This is a genomic window from Pseudomonas sp. ICMP 460, from assembly GCF_002723595.1.
GTDB classification, from domain to species: Bacteria; Pseudomonadota; Gammaproteobacteria; order Pseudomonadales; family Pseudomonadaceae; genus Aquipseudomonas; species Aquipseudomonas kitaguniensis.
Map to the genome: position 1 here is coordinate 15,739 of NZ_LKBR01000015.1, position 19,121 is coordinate 34,859.

The window sequence follows — 19,121 nt, forward strand, 5'->3', positions numbered from 1 at the left end:
TTGAACACCTCCCACTTGATGCGCCGTCTGCTCGCCCCTGGTGCCTTGGCGTTAAGCCTTGCCGCGTGCTCACCGTCGTCCACCGACACGGCCGCCAAGACCTTGAACATTGCCTTCTTCGGCGACAACACCACGTTGGTCAGCCTTGATCCGTTTCAGGTGTACTGGCTCGAACACCGCGTGTTGCTGCGCAATGTCGCCGAATCGCTGACCGACCAGGATCCTGCCACGGGCAAGATCATTCCATGGCTGGCCGAGCGTTGGGAGGTCAGTGACGATGCGCTGACCTACACCTTCCACCTGCGCAATAACGTGACCTTCAGCAACGGCGAGCGCTTTGATGCCAACGCGGTGAAAACCGCGTTCGACAGCGACAAGGCCTTTGCCGCCGAGTTGCCGGCGACGTTCGGCGCGACGTACCTGGCGGGCTATGACCACGCCGAAGTGGTCGATGACTTCACCGTCAAATTGGTGCTCGCCAAGCCCAACGCCGGGTTCCTGCAGGCCACGTCCACCACCAACCTGGCGATTCTGGCGCCCGCCTCGTATGCGCTGAGCGCCAAGCAGCGCTCGCTGGGCAAGATCATCGGCACCGGGCCATTTGTGCTGCAAAGCTACACGCCGGAAGTCGGCGCGCACCTGACCAAGCGCAAGGGTTATGCCTGGGCCTCGGCGAATATGCACAACCAGGGCGAAGCACACGTTGATGCCGTGGACATCAGCTACATCCCCGAAGAGAGCGTGCGCAACGGTCTGTTCCTGCAAGGCAAGGCCGACATTCTGTGGCCGCGCAACCCGTTCTCGGAGGTTGACCTGAAATTGTTCCAGTCCAAAGGCGCGACCCTCCAGAGCCGCTCGCTGCCGGGACCGGCCTTGAACCTCTACCCCAACACCCGTGGCGACCGCCCGCTGGCCGACAAGCAAGTGCGCCTGGCGCTGCAAAAGGCCATCGACCGCACCAGTTACGCCAGCACCGTGTACAACGCCGAGTTCCCGGTGGTAGACGGCATCTTCGATGTGACCACGCCCTACTTCAAAAGCCAGGGCAGCAAGTTGGCGTTTGACCCGGCAGGTGCAGAGCGCCTGCTCGATCAGGCCGGCTGGGCCAAAGCTGCCGACGGCTATCGGCAGAAGAACGGCAAGCGCCTCAGCCTCAGCTACAACATCAGCCCTGCGGAAACTGCCGGTGACGTGCTGCTTCAAGACCAACTGCGCAAGGTCGGTATCGCGCTCAAACTCAGCGTGGTGACACGCGCCGAATGGGTCGCCAACAACTCCGCCGGCAACTATGACCTGACGATCAACTACATGACCCGCGCCGACCCGATCATCCTGCAAACCATCCTGGATCCACGCACCGCCAACAGCTCGACCCTGGCGACCAACCTCTACGAACCAGCGGTGCTGGAAAAAGCCAAAGGTTTGTTCGATGCCGGTATCACCGCGACCCAAAGCCAACAGCGCGCGGCGGCTTACGGCGAGCTGCAGGACTTGCTGATTGATGAGGCCTCGGCGTTCCCGGTGTATGAGCGCGTGTGGCAGGCCGCGACGTCGGCCAAGGTGAAAAACTTCCGCTGGACTGCCGAGGGCTTCGCGCTGCTCGGTGACATCGAGATCGCCGCGCCATGAGCCGTTACCTGATCGGCCGTGTCGGCCAGGCGCTGTTGGTGTTATGGGGCGCCTACAGCATCACCTACTTCATCCTCTACCTGCTGCCGGGCGACACCTTGTCGATCATGCTCAGTGCCTCGGGCATGGAAGCCGATGCGTTGTCGCCCGCCGACCTGGCCAAGGCGCGCGCTTACTACGGCCTGGACAAAGGCCTGTTCGAGCAATACATCGACCTGCTGCTGGGCGCGTTGCGCGGTGACTTCGGGCAATCGCTTTCGCTCAATCGCCCGGTGGCCGAGCTGCTTGCCGAGCGCCTGCCGCAGACCTTGTCGTTGGCCGGGCTGGCCATCGTGCTGTCGCTGGTCGGCGGCATCGGCCTGGCCTGCCTGACCGCCTACATTCGCTGGCAGCCGTTGAAAAAAGCACTGGCGCGCCTGCCGTCGCTGGGCTTTTCGGTGCCGGTGTTCTGGATGGGCCTGCTGCTGATTCAAGTGTTTGCCTTTGGCCTTGGCTGGTTCCCCGCCACCGGCAGCCGGGGCATTGAAAGCCTGGTCCTGCCGGCGATCACCCTGGCGATTCCGAGTGCCGCGGTCTACGCGCAGGTGTTGCAACGCAGTTTTCAGGGCGTGTGGAAAGAGTCTTACATCATCACCGCCTACGCCAAGGGCCTCAGCCGTGGCCAGGTGCAGGCTCGCCACGGGTTCAAGAACGCCGCGCTGCCGATCCTCACGCTGATCGGTTTGCAGGTGGGCAATACGGTGTCCGGCGCGGTGCTGGTGGAAACCATTTTTGCTCGCTCCGGCATTGGCCGCCTGGCCCAGGAAGCGGTGTTGCGCCAGGACATTCCGGTGGTGCTGGCGATCGTCGCGGTGTCGGCGGCGGCATTTGTACTGGTGAACCTGCTGGTCGACCTGCTTTACCCGTGGCTCGACCCGCGCATCTCACACACGCCAAAGGTGTCTTAGACCATGACTGTTCTTGAGCAGAACCTCGGCCGTACAAGCCTCCCCGCCAGCCCCGGCGTGTGGCGCCGCCGCACTCGCCTGCAACGCGCAGCCTCAGTGGTATTGCCGTTATTGCGGCGGCCGGGGTTTACCCTGGCGGCGCTGATCGTGTGTTTTGCGCTGGTGTCGGCGATTGCGCCACAGTGGCTGAGCAGTTTCGACCCTTACGCCACTGCGCCCGCCGCCAAACTCACACCACCCAGCCTGAGCCATTGGTTCGGCACCGATGAGCTGGGCCGCGACCTGTTTACCCGAGTGGTCTACGGCGCCAGCCTGTCGGTACTCGCAGCCTTCCTCGCGGTCGGTATCGCGCTGGTCGGCGGGCTCGGGCTGGGCATTTTGTCCGGGTTTGCCGGCGGGCGAATCGATGCGGTGATCATGCGTTTTGTCGACGTGCTGCTCGCCCTGCCCGGCCTGTTGTTGGCCCTGGCGATTGTCACAGCCATCGGCTTCGGCACTGTGCCGGTGGCCGTCGCCGTGGGCATCGGCATCATTCCGGGGTTCGCGCGCACCACGCGCGCCGAAGTGCTGCGGGTCAAGACCTTGCCCTACGTCGAAGCCGCCCGATTGGGCGGCGCGAGCTGGGCGCGCACCTTGCTGCGGCATATCCTGCCCAACGCCTGGGGCCCGGTGGCGGTGTTGGCGACACTCGATTTCGGCGCCGCAATCCTCGCCACCGCGGGCCTGAGTTTTCTCGGTTTCGGCGCGGCTCCACCGGCCGCGGAATGGGGCACCTTGATCGCCAACGGCCGCCACTTTCTAATCACCGCGCCGTGGGTTTCGCTGCTGCCCGGCCTGTTCCTGGTCGCCGTGGTGTTCAGCCTCAACCATATCGCCCGCACCTTCGAGGAGATCCAGCGATGAGCGTGAATAATCTGTTGGTCGATGTGCGTCAACTCAGCGTTACCTACCGCAGCGGCGGGCACACCAACCAGGCCGTGCGAGCGTTGTCGTTTTCGATTGCGCAAGGCGAAACGCTGGCGATTGTCGGCGAGTCCGGCTCAGGCAAATCAACGCTGGCGAATGCGATTCTCGGCCTGCTACCGGACACCGCGCAGATCAGCGCCGGCCAATTGTGGGTCGACGGCAACGACATCACGCAGGCCAACGAACGCCAGAAACGTGCGCTGCGCGGCCGCACCATCGGCCTGGTGCCGCAGGACCCAATGGTCAGCCTCAACCCGACCTTGCGCATCGGCCAGCAAATTGCCGAAGCGCTGGTGCTGGCCAAGGGCAAGCGCTGCCCCGGCATCGACGCCGACATCGTCGAGTTGCTGCAACAGGTGGGCATCGACAAGCCGGTGCTGCGCGCCCGCCAATACCCGCATGAGCTCTCGGGCGGCATGCGCCAGCGCGTGCTGATCGCCATCGCGCTGGCCGGCAACCCACGCCTGATCATCGCTGACGAGCCGACCAGCGCCTTGGACGTCACCGTGCAACGCAAGATCCTCGACCACTTGCAGCGCCTGGTCAGTGAACGCGGGATTTCCCTGTTGATCATCACCCATGACTTGGGCGTGGCCACCGACCGCGCCGACCGTGTGCTGGTGATGCAGCAAGGTCAGGTGGTCGAGCAAGGCCCGCCACGGCAGATTTTGGTGGCGCCGCAACACGACTACACCCGTGCGCTGATCGCCGCCGCGCCTGCGTTCGCCAAACGCCGCGAGCCGCGGGTCAACCTTGAGCCGGCGCGCACACCGATTCTGCGCCTGCAAAACCTCGGCAAGACGTTCGCGCTGCCCAAGGTCAAGGGCGAAGACGCAACGTTCGTGGCCCTGGAAGACCTCAACCTGCAGGTTTACCCCGGCCAAACCCTGGCCATCGTCGGCGAGTCCGGCTCGGGCAAGAGCACCGCGCTGCGTATTGCGTTGGGCCTGGAAAAACCGACTCACGGGCGGGTCTGGTTCGAACAACAGGACGTTACCGAGCTCAGTTGGCGCGAATTCCGCCCGCTGCGCCAACGCCTGCAACTGGTGCAGCAAAACCCGTTCGCCGCGCTCGACCCGCGCTTCAGCGTGTTTGACAGCATCGTTGAGCCGCTGGTGTCGTTCGGCTTGCTCAAAGGCCCGGCCCTGGAACAGGCCGCGCGCGAGCTGATCAGCCGCGTGCACCTGCCGGTCAGTTACCTGGATCGCTTGCCGCGTGAGCTCTCTGGCGGCCAGTGCCAACGCGTTGCCATTGCGCGTGCGCTGGCGTTGAAACCCGATCTGTTGCTGCTCGACGAGCCGGTCAGCGCTTTGGATGTGTCGGTACAGGCGCACATTCTCGACCTGCTGGAAGAGCTGCAACGCGAGATGGGCATTGCTTATGTGCTGGTGTCCCACGACTTGTCGGTGGTCGCCAACTTCGCGCATGAGGTGCTGGTGCTGCGCAATGGCCGAGTGATCGAGCAGGGTTCGGTGGAGCAGATATTCAACCGGCCGGCCAGCGAATACACACGTGAATTGATTGCCGCCATCCCTGGCCGGCAGCTGACGGCAAGCGCTGCGTAACCACACCGTCAGCGCTGGGCGTGTTTGACCTGCACTTCAGGCATCGCCGAGGAGTGATGGTTGAGGATTTTCCATTCGCCAGCCACCAGCTCGTAGATAAAGCTGTAGCGCGCCTGCACCTGGCGCGTCTGGCCGTTTGGCTCGGTCAGCGTGAAGGTGTAGACCCCGCTGTCCATCGCCACGTTACTGCCCAGGCGGCGGATCTCGCGGTAATTGATCTGGCCGACCGGCTTAAGCGTCAGGAAGTGCTCAAAGTAGTTTTCGATCTGCTCACGGGTGGTGCGCACCTGGTTCGACACGGTCGGCTGCAGCACCGCGTTCGGTGCATACAAGTCGACCACCGTGTCGACGTTACCGCTCTGCAACGCGCGGTTCCAGCGGTCAAACAACCCTGCAACCTCGCGGTCCTGCACATTCGCCTGTGCCTGGGCTACCTCGCGGTAGACATACGGTGCTGTCTCGGCGGCCTGAACAAACGGTACGCTCAATGCAAACAACAGCGCGAATGAAGTGGCTTTGAAGTTCATTGCGGTGACTCCTGGGGTGGTCGTTGAGCCCACTTTGCCAACCTGCCCAGCCCCCGGCATCGGCCAACCGGAGTCATTTAACTATGCCATTTGGCAGATGGCGCGCAACCCGCCCGGCGAGGTTTAATAGCCTGCCTCGCGCCCGCGAGCCTGTGCCTGCACCGGAGCCTACGCATGCAAAACACGCCACACGATCCCGGTAGTGCCTTGGCTATCCGCGCGCACTATCGACAATCCGAAAGTCGCACCGCGCGTTTACGGCTGTTGGTCGACACCGGGCAGGCGCTCGCGCAATTGGCCCCAAACGCCATGCGCGAGTGCGCGCTGGCGCGGGCGTGCGCGTTCCTCGCGATGGACCACGGGCTGATTCAGGAGTGGGACGCCGAAGGCACCGCCACAGCGACCGCCCACCATGGCAGCCAGGAGCGGCTGAACAGCCTCGGCGCCATCGCTGACCGCAGACTGCGCGCACCGTGCTGGCTGGAGCTGCCGGGAAGCGCCCTGCCCAGCGTGTTGCAAGTGCCGTTGCGCGGCGGCGACGGCGAGGCCTTTGGCGTACTGGTGCTGGGCAACAGCGTGAGCTTGCGCGCGCCAGAGCATGAAGACAGTGAATCGTTGCAATTGCTCGCCACGCTGCTGGCCGCACACCTGGAAAACAATCGCTTGCTCGGCACCCTGCAAACGCGCGACAGAACGCTCTCCGACCTGGTCAACCGCTTGCTTCGCGCGCAGGAAGACGAGCGTAAACGCGTGGCCTACGACCTGCACGACGGCCTGGCGCAAACCCTCGCCGGGTTGCATCAACGCCTGCAAGGGTTTGCCGGCCGTTGCCCGACACTGCCGGGCACCCTCAACGCAGACTTGCAGGCGATTCTGAGCCTCGCCCAGCACTCCGTCGGTGAAGGCCGACAACTGATCGCCGGCCTGCGCCCGACCGTGCTGGATGACTTCGGTTTATTCAAAGCGCTCGACAAAGAAGCCGACCGCCTGCGTGACGCTGGCGTCGGCGTGCAATGGACCCTCGCCTACGAAGGGCGTTTGCCCAGCCAAGTGGAAATCGCCTTGTTCAGGATCGGCCAGGAAGCGATCAACAATGTCCTCAAGCACGCGCAGGCCAGCCACGTGCAACTGGCTCTGGAACTGCACGACGACGAGGCCTCGCTGCGCGTCATCGACAACGGCCAAGGCTTTGCCCGCGACCAGCACCCCGGCACTGAAGACGCCCAGCACCTCGGCCTGGCGACCATGCACGAGCGCGCCAGCCTGCTCGGTGGGCGGCTCAGTTGCAGCAGCGCGCTCGGTCGCGGCGCCCACCTGCACGCTCGCGTGCCTGCCCTTCTCAATGGAACAGCGCAATGAACGGCGTATTACGCTTGGTACTGGCGGATGATCATGAAGTCACGCGCACCGGTTTTGTTGCATTGCTGGCCGGTCATCCGCAGTTTGAAGTGGTCGGCCAAGCGCGCGATGGTCAGCAAGCGGTCGACCTTTGCGAGCAATTGTTGCCTGACATCGTCATCCTCGACATTCGTATGCCGGTGCTCAATGGCCTCGGCGCCGCGCGCCTGCTGCAACAACGCTTGCCGGCGATCAAGGTGGTGATATTCACCATGGACGACAGCGTCGATCACCTGGAAGCGGCGATGAATGCCGGTGCCGTCGGCTACTTGCTCAAAGACGCCAGCCGCGATGAAGTGATCGGTGCGCTGCAACGCGTCGCTGCCGGTGAAGAAGCGCTGAACACTGCGGTCAGCGCGCGGCTGCTGCGGCGTATGACCGAGCGCAGCGCTGCGGGCGCTACCCCGACCGAACATCTCACCCCACGCGAACGCCAGGTGCTTGGGCTGGTGGCGAACGGCAAAAGCAACCGCGAAATAGGCGAACAACTGGGCATCACCACCGGCACCGCTAAAGCCCATGTAGAACGGGTGATTGGCAAACTCGGTGCAGCCGACCGCACCCAGGCCGCCGTGCGTGGCATCGCGTTGGGCCTGGTGACGCAAGCATGAAGCTGTTTTACGCGAAACGCTGGGCCGACCTGCCCTTGCGCGGCAAGGCGCTGGTGGTGATTTCACTGCCGCTGGTGGTGCTGTTGTTGTCGCTGGTGCTGATCTACATCACCGAACGCCAAACCGCGCGTGCGGAAGAGGACGTGCGCCGCGTGCTGCGCGTGCAAGGCGATATTCGCGCGGTGCACACCCTGCTCGCCGAGGCGGCCGCCAGCGTGCGCGGCTACCTGCTGACGCGCCGCGAGGACTTCCTGCCGGGTTACCTCAATGCCAAGCCGCAGATTGAATCGGCCCTGCGCCGACTCGACCGCGATGTTCGCGATTCGCGCGTGCGCGAACAGCTCGCGTTGATCACGCCACTGATCAACAACAAAATCGATGGGCTGGAAGACATGCTCAGCGACCCGACCACACCCGCTGACACGCTTACGCAGATTCTGGTCAACAACAAATACATCCTCGATGCCTTGCGCCAACACATCGGCACCATGCTCACCCTTGAGGATTCGTTGCTCGCCGAGCGCACCTCGGCGGCGTCCGAAACTCGCCAGCGGCTGTTATTGTCGACCTGGCTGGCGGCCATCTGCGGCCTGTTTGGGGCGATTGTCGCGGTGCTGTTTCTGTCCAAGGGCATCGTTGCGCGGGTGCAACAGGTGCAAGGCAACGCGCAACGCCTGGCCCTCGGTCAACCGTTGCAGCCGCAACCGCCGGAGAACGACGAGATTGGCCAGTTGGGCACGCGCCTGGTGGAAGCCGGTGTGCTGTTGGCCGAGCGCGAGCGTGCGTTGCGCGAGAATGAAGAACGTTTGCGGCTGATCATCGACGGGGTCAAGGACTACGGCATCTTTGCGCTGGATACCGGCGGCCATGTCACCAGTTGGAATGCCGGTGCCGAACGGATCAAGGGCTACACCGAACAAGAAATCATCGGTCAGCATTTTTCGGTGTTCTACCTGCCGGATGAAAGCCCGCAACACCCGGCGATGGCGCTGGACGAAGCCACCCGCAACGGGCATTACATGGAAGAAGGCTGGCGCTGCCGCCAGGATGGCACGCGGTTCTGGGCCAGCGTGGTGATCACCGCGCAGTTCGACGCGACCGGCGCCTTGCGCGGGTTCTCGAAGATCACCCGCGACATCACCGACCGGCGCGCAGCGGAGATCGCACTGGGCACCGCGCGCGAGGAAGCCGAACGCGCCAGCCGCGCGAAAAGCGAGTTTTTGTCACGCATGAGCCACGAGCTGCGCACCCCGCTCAACTCGATCCTGGGCTTTGCGCAACTGCTGGACATGGACTCGGCGGCAGGGCAAAAAGCCCACGTCGGTCACATCCTGCGCGCCGGCCAGCACCTGCTGACGCTGATCAATGAAGTCCTCGACATTGCCAAGATCGAGGCCGGACGCCTGCCGCTGAACATTCAACCGATGCCGCTGGCGGGCACGTTGCAAGAAGCCCTGGCGCTGGTCTCACCGATGGCCGCCGACGCGGGTATTCAGTTGCAGCCGCTGCCAACCCTGGCAGCGCACATCGGCATCGTTGCCGACCGGCAACGCCTGACCCAAGTGCTGCTCAACCTGCTGTCCAACGCGATCAAATACAACCGGCCTCAAGGCCAGGTCAGCATTGAGGTCACGCTCGATGGGCAACGCATCCAGGTGGCCGTGTGCGACACCGGCAAGGGCATCGCCGCCGACAAGCTCGGGCAACTGTTCAAGCCGTTCGAACGCCTCGGCGCCGACCCGAACGTAGAAGGCAGCGGCCTCGGCCTGGCGCTGAGTAAAAGCCTGCTGGAAAAAATGCACGGCCACCTCAGCGTGCACAGCCAACACGGCGTCGGCTCACGCTTCACCCTCGAACTGCCGTTCGTGCACGTGCAGGCACCGCATGGGCTGGCGGCTGCCGTGGTGGAGATGCCGTCGACAACGCCGGCCGTGACGGCACCCGCGATCTACGGCAAGGTGCTGTATATCGAAGACAACCTCTCCAGCCTGGCGCTGATCGAAACCTTGCTGCAGCGCCGGCCAGGGATAAAACTGCTGTCGAGCATGCAAGGCCAACTCGGCCTGGACCTCGCCGCACAGCATGCGCCACAACTGATTCTACTCGACGTGTCACTGCCCGACATCGACGGCTTGACCGTGCTGCAGCGCTTGCGCAGGTTGACGATGACGCACACCACACCGGTGCTGATGATCACCGCCGACGCCAGCGACGTCACCCGTGAGGCGTTGCACAACGCGGGCGCGACCGCCGTGTTGAACAAGCCAATTAACGTGCCCGCGTTTCTCGCCCACCTCGACCAGTATTTTCCGGAGCCTGTGTGAACCTCGACCTGCGCATTCTGATCATTGACGACCAACGCCCGAACCTCGACCTGGTGGAGCAACTGCTGGCGCGCGAGGGCCTGACCAACGTACTGAGCAGCACCGAGCCGTTGCGCACCCTGGAACTGTTCAACAGCTTCGAGCCGGACTTGGTGATTCTCGACCTGCACATGCCGGAACTCGACGGCTTTGCGCTGCTGGAGCAACTCAACCGGCGCATCCCCAACGGCGAGTACTTGCCGATTCTGGTGCTGACCGCCGACGCCACCCGCGACACGCGCCTGCGCGCGCTGGCACTCGGCGCCCGCGACTTCATCAGCAAACCGCTGGACGCGCTGGAAACCATGCTGCGCGTGTGGAACCTGCTGGAAACCCGCGTGCTCTACAAAACCCTGCGCACGCTGGTGCCGGCGGATCAGATTGAGCTGTTGCACCGGCGCGGGGCGACCGGCGCCGCGTATAATGCCGAGGTGCCGACAGGCACGCCGGTTATTCGACGTTGCTAGCGCAGAACCAGCAAACCTGTCTCCAGCCAGCGCGATGCGTGAAGCTTTAGCCGGCCTGAGGACGCGGGAACAGACCCTGACAAACTATCTGCGCGAGTGTTCCTTGCAACCAGCGCAACAGTCCTTTGCCATCAAGCGTATTGATAGCTCCCTAACGAAACCCGCATTCTAGAGGGCTAATCTCGCGCTTATATCATTCCGAATGATAGTTACCTTTGCCTCATTCGATTCGTGACACAGCACCTCGCCGCGCATGATCCGCCCATCTTAAATACATTGGCGGATGCACCCATGGAACACTCACTCAAACATTTGCGCTTGCCCCTGGCGATATTGGCCGTGGTGGTGATGAGCGCGTGCGGCAAGACGCCGGATCAAGCGGCCGCCATGCCGGCACCAAAAGTCAGCGTGGCCAAAGTGCTCGAACAACCGGTCAACGAGTGGGACGAGTTCACCGGGCGCCTCGAAGCCCCCGAAACCGTGCAGATTCGTCCACGGGTCTCTGGCCAGATTGACCAAGTCGCTTTTACCGAAGGCGCTTTGGTCAAGAAGGGCGACCTGTTGTTCCAGATCGACCCGCGCCCATTCCAGGCTGAAGTACGTCGCCTTGAAGCGCAGTTGCAGCAAACCCGCGCCGCCGCCAGCCGCAGCGATAACGAAGCGCAACGCGGCGACCGCCTGCGCCAGAGCAACGCGATTTCCGCCGAACTGGCCGACTCGCGCACCACCGCCGCCCAGGAAGCCCGCGCCGCAGTGGCGGGCATTCAGGCGCAGTTGGACCTGGCCAAGCTGAACCTGAGCTTCACCCGTGTGGCCTCGCCGATCAGCGGCCGCGTCAGCCGTGCCGAAATCACCGCCGGCAACCTGGTGACCGCCGATGTGACCGCGCTGACCAGCGTGGTTTCCACCGACAAGGTTTACGCCTACTTCGACGCCGATGAACGTGTGTACCTCAAGTACACCGAACTGGCCCGCCAAGGCCGCCGTGGTGCTACCACGCCGGTTTACCTGGGCCTGTCGAATGAAACCGGCAACCCGCACTTGGGCCAGATGAATTTCGTCGACAACCAGGTCAATCCGGCCACCGGCACCATCCGTGGTCGCGCGGTGTTCGATAACAGCAAAGGCGAATACACGCCGGGCCTGTATGCCCGCCTCAAACTGGTCGGCAGCGGCACCTACTCCGCCGTGCTGATCAATGACGAAGCGGTCGGTACTGACCTTGGCAAAAAATTCGTACTGGTGATGGACGGCGACAAGCCGGCTTATCGCGCGGTGGAACTGGGGCCGAAGATCGAAGGGCTGCGCATCGTGCGCAGCGGCCTGAATAAAGACGACACGATTATCGTCAAGGGCCTGCAGCGTGCCCGCCCTGGGTCGCCGGTCGCCCCGGAAACCATCCCGATGGCCAGCAAGGAAACCCTGGCGGCCTTGGCCCAACAACGACAAGCACTTGAAGCCAGCAACGTGGAGCAAGTGGCGCCGGATAAAACCGCGCCAAAACTTGCGAGCAGCGCGACTCCACGCGGTTAAGGGATACAACTCCAGATGAATTTTTCCAAGTTCTTCATTTCGCGGCCGATCTTCGCAGCGGTGCTCTCGCTGTTGATCCTGATCGCCGGCGCGATCTCGCTGTTCCAACTGCCGATCAGCGAATACCCGGAAGTGGTGCCGCCGACGGTAGTGGTGCGCGCTAACTTCCCGGGCGCCAACCCCAAAGTCATCGGTGAAACCGTGGCTGCACCGCTGGAGCAGGCGATTACCGGCGTCGAGAACATGCTGTACATGTCCTCGCAGTCGACCGCCGACGGCAAACTGACGCTGACCATTACCTTTGCCCTCGGCACCGACCTGGACAACGCGCAGGTGCAGGTGCAAAACCGTGTAACGCGCACTCAGCCAAAGCTGCCTGAAGAAGTTACGCGTATCGGTATCACCGTGGACAAGGCCTCCCCCGACCTGACCATGGTGGTGCACTTGACCTCACCGGATCAGCGCTACGACATGCTCTACCTGTCGAACTACGCGATTCTGAATATCAAAGATGAGTTGGCGCGCCTTGGCGGCGTGGGCGATGTGCAGTTATTCGGCATGGGCGATTACTCCCTGCGCGTTTGGCTGGACCCGAACAAAACCGCCTCGCGCAACCTCACCGCCACCGATGTGGTGACGGCGATCCGCGAGCAGAACCGCCAGGTCGCGGCCGGTGCCCTCGGCGCGCAGCCTGCGCCGAGTGACACCAGCTTCCAGTTGTCGGTGAATACCCAGGGCCGCCTGGTGACCGAGGAAGAGTTCGAGAACATTGTGATTCGTTCCGGCGAGAACGGCGAAATCACGCGACTCAAGGACATCGCGCGGGTCGAGCTGGGTTCCAGCCAATACGCCCTGCGCTCGTTGATCGACAACCAGCCGGCGGTGGCGATTCCGATCTTCCAGCGCCCCGGCTCCAACGCCATCGACATCTCCAATGACGTGCGCAGCAAGATGGCGGAGCTGAAAAAGAGCTTCCCGGAAGGCATGGATTACCGCATCGCCTATGACCCGACGATCTTTGTGCGCGGCTCTATCGAAGCAGTGGTTCACACACTGTTCGAAGCACTGATTCTGGTGGTACTGGTCGTTATCCTGTTCCTGCAAACCTGGCGCGCGTCGATCATTCCGTTGGTGGCGGTGCCGGTGTCGTTGATCGGTACGTTCGCGGTGATGCACATGTTCGGCTTCTCGCTGAACGCGCTGTCGCTGTTCGGGCTGGTGTTGGCGATTGGTATCGTGGTGGACGACGCCATCGTGGTGGTGGAGAACGTCGAGCGCAACATCGAACTGGGCCTGGAGCCGTTCCAGGCCACCGAAAAAGCCATGAGCGAAGTGACCGGGCCGATCATTGCCACGGCGCTGGTGCTGTGTGCGGTGTTCATCCCGGCCGCCTTTATCAGCGGCTTGACCGGGCAGTTCTACAAGCAGTTCGCCTTGACCATTGCGATTTCGACGGTGATTTCGGCCTTCAACTCGCTGACGCTGTCGCCGGCCCTGGCCGCCGTGTTGCTGCGTGGGCATAACGCGCCGAAGGATCGTTTCTCGAAGTTCCTCGACAAGATTTTCGGCGGCTGGTTGTTCCGTCCATTCAACCGCTTTTTCGAAAAAGCCAGCCATGGCTATGTCGGCACTGTGCGCCGAGTGATTCGCGGCAGTGGCATTGCGCTGTTCGTGTATGGCGGCCTGATGGTGCTGACGTTCTTCGGCTTTGCCCACACGCCTACCGGTTTCGTACCGGCCCAGGACAAGCAATACCTGGTGGCGTTTGCGCAACTGCCGGACGCTGCGAGCCTGGACCGTACCGAAAACGTGATCAAGAAGATGTCTGACATCGCCTTGAAACAGCCGGGCGTCGAAAGCGCGATTGCGTTCCCGGGCCTGTCGATCAACGGCTTCACCAACAGCCCGAACAGCGGCATCGTGTTCGTGACCTTGAAGCCCTTCGATGAGCGTAAAGACGCGAGCATGTCGGCAGGTGCGATTGCCGGTGCCTTGAACGGCAAATACAGCGAAATTCAGGAAGCCTACATGGCGATCTTCCCACCGCCGCCGGTACAAGGCCTGGGTACGATTGGCGGGTTCCGCCTGCAGATCGAAGACCGTGGCAACCTGGGTTACGACGAGCTGTACAAAGAAACCCAGAACATCATTACCAAAAGCCATGGCGTGCCTGAGCTGTTCGGCCTGTTCACCAGCTACACGGTGAACGTGCCTCAGGTTGATGCGGCGATTGACCGTGAAAAGGCCAAGACTCACGGCGTGGCGATCAGCGACATTTTCGACACCCTGCAGATCTACCTGGGCTCGCTGTACGCCAACGACTTCAACCGTTTTGGCCGCACCTATCAGGTTAACGTGCAGGCTGAGCAACAGTTCCGTCAGGACCAGGACCAGATCGGCCAGTTGAAGGTGCGTAACAACAAAGGCGAGATGATCCCGCTGGCGACCTTTATCAAGGTCAGCGAGACCTCCGGCCCGGACCGCGTGATGCACTACAACGGCTTTATCACCGCCGAGATCAACGGCAACGCCGCACCGGGCTACAGTTCCGGCCAGGCGCAGGTGGCGATCGAAAAACTGTTGAAGGATGAGCTGCCCAACGGCATGACCTACGAGTGGACCGACCTGACCTATCAGCAAATCCTCTCGGGCAATACCGCGCTGTTCGTGTTCCCGCTCTGCGTACTGCTGGCGTTCCTGGTACTCGCCGCCCAATACGAAAGCTGGAGCCTGCCGCTGGCGGTGATCCTGATCGTACCGATGACGCTGCTGTCGGCAATTACCGGGGTGATCATCTCGGGTGGCGACAACAACATCTTCACCCAGATCGGCCTGATCGTACTGGTGGGCCTGGCGTGCAAGAACGCGATTCTGATCGTCGAGTTCGCCAAGGATAAACAACAGGAAGGTCTCGACCCGCTGGCTGCAGTACTGGAAGCCTGCCGCTTGCGTCTGCGGCCGATTCTGATGACCTCGTTCGCCTTCATCATGGGCGTGGTGCCGCTGGTGTTGTCCAGCGGTGCCGGTGCCGAGATGCGCCATGCGATGGGCGTGGCGGTGTTCTCCGGGATGATCGGGGTGACCTTCTTCGGGCTGTTGCTGACGCCAGTGTTCTACGTACTGATCCGTCGCTATGTGGAGCGCCAAGAGGCGCGCAAAGCGGCCAAGGCCTTGAAGCTGGAGACACAGCAATGAGCGTGAAAGTCTTTCTGCCGAGCTTGCTGGTACTTGCGTTGAGCGCCTGTGCCGTCGGCCCGGACTACAAAACCGAACAACTTGAGGCGGCCAACATCACGGCCGCCGCCGACACCAAAAGTTATGACCATGCCAAGTACGAAGGCATTTGGTGGCAGCAGTTCGAGGACCCTACCCTCGACCAGTTGGTCACCCAGTCGTTGAACGGTAACCGCGACCTGCGCGTGGCATTCGCCCGCCTGCGAGCGGCCCGCGCGATTCGCGATGACGCCGCCAATGACATCATGCCGGTCGTCACCAGCCGTGCCAGCAGTGAAGTGGGCAAGGGCCAGATTCCCGGCCAGACCACCCAGCGCGTCAACAGCGAGCGTTATGACTTGGGCCTCGACATGGCCTGGGAACTGGATTTGTTCGGCCGCATACGCCGCAACCTCGAAGCCAGCGACGCTGACCAGCAGGTCGCCGAAGCCGACCTGTACCAGTTGCAAGTCAGCATGATTGCCGAGCTGGTGGACGCCTACGGCCAACTGCGCGGCGCACAACTGCGTGAACGCATCGCCCTCGACAACCTGAAGAACCAACAGGAATCGCGCACCATCACCGTCAGCCTGCGCGATGCCGGCGTGGGTGATCAGCTCGACGTGGAACGCGCCGATGCGCGCCTGGCTTCGGTTGAAGCCAGCGTGCCGCAACTGCAAGCCGAGCAAGTGCGCGAGCGCAACCGCATCGCCACCCTCCTCGGCCAGCGCCCCGACAAACTGAGCGTCGACCTGAGCCCCAAAGACCTGCCGGCGATTGCCAAGGCATTGCCGATTGGCGATCCAGGGCAATTGCTGCAACGTCGCCCGGACATTCTCAGTGCCGAACGCAAACTGGCCGCCGCCACCGCGCGTATCGGCGTGGCCAAGGCCGACCTGTTCCCACGGGTCAGCCTCAGCGGCTTCCTCGGCTTTACCGCCGGGCGGGGTTCACAGATTGGTTCAGCAGCAGCGAATGCCTGGTCGCTCGGCCCGAGCATCACCTGGGCCGCGTTCGACCTGGGCAGCGTGCGTGCGCGTTTGCGCGGTGCAAATGCCGAGGCGGAAGGCGCGCTGGCGACCTATGAGCAGCAAGTGTTGCTGGCGTTGGAAGAATCGGAAAATGCCTTCAGTGATTACGGCAAACGCCAGCAGCGGTTGGTCTCGTTGATACGCCAGAGTGAGTCGAGTCGCGCCGCGGCTGACCTTGCCGCGATTCGCTACCGCGAAGGCACGGTGGACTTCCTGGTGCTGCTGGATGCGCAACGTGAGCGTTTGGCAGCCGAAGATTCGCAGGCGCAGGCCGAAGTGGATTTGTACCGCGGTATTGTCGCGATTTACAAGGCCCTCGGTGGGGGCTGGCAGCCGAACACGGTAGTGGCAAGCAGCCAGTGATTTGATTTAAAGCGCTCCTTTGGTTGGTCGCATCCAGCCAATTTTTAGCCCCGTGGTCCATTCGGTCACGGGGCTTTTTTTTGAGTTTTTTGGGGTGGTTGGAGTATGTGTTGTGTATACGTTTCTTTGGTAACGACCGCTTATGATTCCGCCCTTGCGGCGGGGCACTTTTGATAGATCAAGATCACGATCAAAAGCAGGCGGCCCGAAAGCCGACCCAATCTCCCAAGCAGAATGCAGTCAACTGTGGGAGCGGGCTTGCTCGCGATGGCATCAACTCGGTGTACCTCATATACCGAGGTGCCTGCATCGCGAGCAAGCCCGCTCCCACAGAAAGCAGATTTGCTGTGTATGCGAGTGGTGGGGCGAGAGCGTTTTGGTTACTTTTGACTGGGCCAGCTTCCGGTTCTATCAAAAGTGACTCGCTGTAAATGCGAAACCGATATAATCCGTCACCCAAATAACGGACATACACTCAACCCGCATCGTCGAGAATCAAACCCCTATAATGCCCGGGATTCGACCCTGACCACTTACGAAACGCCTTGTAAAACGAACTCGCATCCGCAAACCCCAGCCGCGCTGCGATCTCGGCGAAACTGATCTGCGGCTCAGCCAGCCAGACAATCGCCAACTCCTTGCGCACGCTGTCCTTGAGGCCTTGGTAGGTCTGCCCCTCTTCTGCCAGGCGGCGGCGCAGAGTGGACGCCGAGATGCAGTGGCTGGCCGCCAGGCCCTCGGTTTCTGGCCAGCTATCGGGAGGCATCTGGCGCAGGTCGTGCTTGATCCGTGTGGCCAGGCTTTCCGGGTCGCGGTATTTGACCAGGATGTTGGCCGGCGCGCGCGCCAGGAAACGCTTGAGTTCCTCGGGGCTGCGCTTGACCGGCAGGTCGAGGCAGTCGGCGGAAAAGATCATGCGCGTGCGTGGCCGGTCAAAGCGCAGGTTGTCGGAAAACATCACCCGGTAGTCGTCGCAGAAATCCGGCTGTGCGCACCGCAGCTCTATCGCCAGAATCGGAATGCGCCGCCCCGCCAGCCAGCAGGCAACGCCGTGCACGATCATCCAATAGGTAAAATAGGTAAACGCCCGCTTGGGCTCAAGCGCTGGCTCCAACAGCACGATCTCTGCCAGGCTTTGCTGGCGCACAAGCTGCGCGGGCAAATGCTCAAGCATCAACGACAGAAACCCCAAACCAGTCTCCAGGCTGGCGCCCAGGTGTGGCTGCGCCATGCACGCGCGGCACAAGAACTCCAGGCTGCCGGACTTGAGCTTGCGCGGGTCCATGCCGAAAAACTCATCGTCGCTGCGCCGCGCCAACAAACGCCACAGTCGCGCATACGCGGTGGCGGGCACACGGGCGTCGGGCTGCGCCAGCAGCGCCGGGTCGATTGCGACTTTGCTCAACGCTTCAAGCGTGGCCTCCCCCGGCGCGCAGCTTTGCAGCAAAGCCTCACGGACAAGATGGATGGAGATGGTGTCTTTTTCCGCCATTGGAAGTCGGTTAATCAACGCTGTAAAAGAGGTTTTGCATCATAAGCGGCTATGCAATTCGCCACCACCGTTCAGGCGCAGTTCAGTAAACAGGCAGATTGGCTGTTTAGTAATGAGTATCATTATGTTACAAATTAGCATCCTCTCCCGTCATGATGCGGTGCCAAATGCTTGTTCCTTTTTTAATCATGCTGCGCGAAGGCATTGAAGCTGCACTGATCGTCGGCATTATCGCCAGTTACCTGCAACAAACCGGCCGTGGCCAGTGGATGCCCGCCGTGTGGATCGGCGTGTTCCTGGCGGCCGCCCTGGCCCTGCTGGTCGGCGGTGGCCTGGAACTGGTCAGCGCTGAATTTCCGCAAAAACAACAAGAGCTGTTCGAAGGTGTGGTCGGTCTGGTGGCCGTTGGCATCCTCAGTTCCATGGTGTTCTGGATGCGCAAAGTGGCGCGGTCCATCAAGCATTCCTTGCACGAATCACTTGATCACGCCTTGGCGGGCTCCAAACACCAAGTGATCGCGCTGATCGCCATGGTGTTTTTCGCGGTTGCGCGCGAAGGCCTGGAGACGGTGTTTTTTCTACTGGCGGTGTTCCAGCAAAGCGAAGGCCCGGGCGCGCCGATTGGCGCCCTGCTCGGCCTGATTTTGGCGATCATCACAGGCTTTTTGATCTACACCGGCAGCATGCGCCTTAACCTCGGCGCGTTCTTTCGCTGGACCGGCCTGTTCATCCTGGTGGTGGCTGCCGGCATTCTCGCCAACTCGGTACAAGCCCTGCACGAAGCGGGCGTGTGGAACCACTGGCAAACCGTGTTGTTCGATTTCAGCGCGACGCTGCCGATGGACGGCCCGTTGGGTTCGGTGCTGGCCGGGATGTTCGGCTATCAGGACGCCCCAACCGTGAGCACGCTCGGCGCTTATCTGATTTACCTGGTAGTGGCCCTGGTGATGTTCTTTATGCCCTCGGCCCCTGCCAAGCCCGTCGCCAAAACCTCTTCCGTTTCCAGCCAGTAAGGA

The 19,121-nt window shown here is 62.2% G+C and carries 14 protein-coding genes; 12 read left to right on the forward strand and 2 right to left on the reverse strand.

The features are described from left to right. Nucleotides 1-18 precede the first annotated feature (18 nt). From AO240_RS12835 to AO240_RS12850, 4 genes are read left to right on the forward strand one after another with little or no spacing between them, the layout of a single operon-like run. Entirely contained in the window at nucleotides 19-1,629 is a 1,611-nt protein-coding gene (locus AO240_RS12835; RefSeq protein WP_099236793.1) for an ABC transporter substrate-binding protein, read from the forward strand. Continuing rightward, nucleotides 1,626-2,576, forward strand: a complete 951-nt coding sequence (locus tag AO240_RS12840) for an ABC transporter permease (RefSeq protein WP_099236794.1) — start codon at nucleotides 1,626-1,628, stop codon at nucleotides 2,574-2,576. Before AO240_RS12835 ends, AO240_RS12840 begins: the two co-directional genes overlap by 4 nt. Before the next feature lie 3 nt (nucleotides 2,577-2,579). Continuing rightward, nucleotides 2,580-3,479 carry an ABC transporter permease gene (locus AO240_RS12845; protein WP_099236795.1) on the forward strand — a complete coding sequence of 300 codons (900 nt, stop codon included), beginning with the start codon at nucleotides 2,580-2,582 and terminating at the stop codon, nucleotides 3,477-3,479. Next, nucleotides 3,476-5,107: an ABC transporter ATP-binding protein gene (locus tag AO240_RS12850; RefSeq protein ID WP_099236796.1), complete on the forward strand. Its 1,632-nt coding sequence runs from the start codon at nucleotides 3,476-3,478 to the stop codon at nucleotides 5,105-5,107. Before AO240_RS12845 ends, AO240_RS12850 begins: the two co-directional genes overlap by 4 nt. 8 nt (nucleotides 5,108-5,115) lie before the next feature. On the opposite strand, the gene AO240_RS12855 is transcribed toward AO240_RS12850, so the two are convergent. Beyond that, nucleotides 5,116-5,634 (reverse strand): SgcJ/EcaC family oxidoreductase, encoded by a 519-nt coding sequence (locus tag AO240_RS12855; protein WP_099236797.1) that lies wholly within the window; start codon nucleotides 5,632-5,634, stop codon nucleotides 5,116-5,118. Nucleotides 5,635-5,808: 174 nt separating this feature from the next. Here AO240_RS12855 and AO240_RS12860 point away from each other — a divergent pair, with 174 nt between their 5' ends. From AO240_RS12860 to AO240_RS12890, 7 genes are all read left to right on the forward strand, one after another. Beyond that, nucleotides 5,809-6,993, forward strand: a complete 1,185-nt coding sequence (locus AO240_RS12860; RefSeq protein ID WP_099236798.1) for a sensor histidine kinase — start codon at nucleotides 5,809-5,811, stop codon at nucleotides 6,991-6,993. Beyond that, nucleotides 6,990-7,643, forward strand: coding sequence for a response regulator transcription factor (locus tag AO240_RS12865; RefSeq protein WP_099236799.1), 654 nt, complete (start codon nucleotides 6,990-6,992; stop codon nucleotides 7,641-7,643). The genes AO240_RS12860 and AO240_RS12865 overlap by 4 nt, the downstream gene beginning before the upstream one ends. Continuing rightward, nucleotides 7,640-9,967 (forward strand): ATP-binding protein, encoded by a 2,328-nt coding sequence (locus AO240_RS12870; protein ID WP_099236800.1) that lies wholly within the window; start codon nucleotides 7,640-7,642, stop codon nucleotides 9,965-9,967. The genes AO240_RS12865 and AO240_RS12870 overlap by 4 nt, the downstream gene beginning before the upstream one ends. Beyond that, nucleotides 9,964-10,473, forward strand: a complete 510-nt coding sequence (locus AO240_RS12875; protein ID WP_099236801.1) for a response regulator — start codon at nucleotides 9,964-9,966, stop codon at nucleotides 10,471-10,473. The genes AO240_RS12870 and AO240_RS12875 overlap by 4 nt, the downstream gene beginning before the upstream one ends. A gap of 291 nt (nucleotides 10,474-10,764) precedes the next feature. After that, on the forward strand, nucleotides 10,765-12,006 hold the full coding sequence (mexE, locus tag AO240_RS12880; RefSeq protein WP_099236802.1) for a multidrug efflux RND transporter periplasmic adaptor subunit MexE: 1,242 nt from the start codon (nucleotides 10,765-10,767) through the stop codon (nucleotides 12,004-12,006). A gap of 15 nt (nucleotides 12,007-12,021) precedes the next feature. Further along, entirely contained in the window at nucleotides 12,022-15,201 is a 3,180-nt protein-coding gene (locus AO240_RS12885) for an efflux RND transporter permease subunit (protein ID WP_099236803.1), read from the forward strand. Then, on the forward strand, nucleotides 15,198-16,613 hold the full coding sequence (locus tag AO240_RS12890; protein WP_099236804.1) for an efflux transporter outer membrane subunit: 1,416 nt from the start codon (nucleotides 15,198-15,200) through the stop codon (nucleotides 16,611-16,613). The genes AO240_RS12885 and AO240_RS12890 overlap by 4 nt, the downstream gene beginning before the upstream one ends. Nucleotides 16,614-17,088: 475 nt before the next feature. On the opposite strand, the gene AO240_RS12895 is transcribed toward AO240_RS12890, so the two are convergent. Then, nucleotides 17,089-18,105, reverse strand: a complete 1,017-nt coding sequence (locus tag AO240_RS12895; RefSeq protein WP_099236805.1) for an AraC family transcriptional regulator — start codon at nucleotides 18,103-18,105, stop codon at nucleotides 17,089-17,091. Between the two features lie 167 nt (nucleotides 18,106-18,272). Here AO240_RS12895 and efeU point away from each other — a divergent pair, with 167 nt between their 5' ends. Beyond that, nucleotides 18,273-19,118 carry an iron uptake transporter permease EfeU gene (gene efeU / locus AO240_RS12900; RefSeq protein ID WP_099236806.1) on the forward strand — a complete coding sequence of 282 codons (846 nt, stop codon included), beginning with the start codon at nucleotides 18,273-18,275 and terminating at the stop codon, nucleotides 19,116-19,118. The last annotated feature ends 3 nt before the right edge of the window (nucleotides 19,119-19,121 follow it).

What these genes read in the sequence shown, in the direction of transcription:
- AO240_RS12855 (WP_099236797.1), bottom strand. Translation starts at nt 5,634, where the DNA reads ATGAACTTCAAAGCCACTTCATTCGCGCTGTTGTTTGCATTGAGCGTA.
- AO240_RS12850 (WP_099236796.1), top strand. Translation starts at nt 3,476, where the DNA reads ATGAGCGTGAATAATCTGTTGGTCGATGTGCGTCAACTCAGCGTTACC.
- AO240_RS12870 (WP_099236800.1), top strand. Translation starts at nt 7,640, where the DNA reads ATGAAGCTGTTTTACGCGAAACGCTGGGCCGACCTGCCCTTGCGCGGC.
- AO240_RS12865 (WP_099236799.1), top strand. Translation starts at nt 6,990, where the DNA reads ATGAACGGCGTATTACGCTTGGTACTGGCGGATGATCATGAAGTCACG.
- AO240_RS12890 (WP_099236804.1), top strand. Translation starts at nt 15,198, where the DNA reads ATGAGCGTGAAAGTCTTTCTGCCGAGCTTGCTGGTACTTGCGTTGAGC.
- mexE (WP_099236802.1), top strand. Translation starts at nt 10,765, where the DNA reads ATGGAACACTCACTCAAACATTTGCGCTTGCCCCTGGCGATATTGGCC.
- AO240_RS12895 (WP_099236805.1), bottom strand. Translation starts at nt 18,105, where the DNA reads ATGGCGGAAAAAGACACCATCTCCATCCATCTTGTCCGTGAGGCTTTG.
- AO240_RS12840 (WP_099236794.1), top strand. Translation starts at nt 1,626, where the DNA reads ATGAGCCGTTACCTGATCGGCCGTGTCGGCCAGGCGCTGTTGGTGTTA.
- efeU (WP_099236806.1), top strand. Translation starts at nt 18,273, where the DNA reads ATGCTTGTTCCTTTTTTAATCATGCTGCGCGAAGGCATTGAAGCTGCA.
- AO240_RS12885 (WP_099236803.1), top strand. Translation starts at nt 12,022, where the DNA reads ATGAATTTTTCCAAGTTCTTCATTTCGCGGCCGATCTTCGCAGCGGTG.
- AO240_RS12845 (WP_099236795.1), top strand. Translation starts at nt 2,580, where the DNA reads ATGACTGTTCTTGAGCAGAACCTCGGCCGTACAAGCCTCCCCGCCAGC.
- AO240_RS12860 (WP_099236798.1), top strand. Translation starts at nt 5,809, where the DNA reads ATGCAAAACACGCCACACGATCCCGGTAGTGCCTTGGCTATCCGCGCG.
- AO240_RS12835 (WP_099236793.1), top strand. Translation starts at nt 19, where the DNA reads ATGCGCCGTCTGCTCGCCCCTGGTGCCTTGGCGTTAAGCCTTGCCGCG.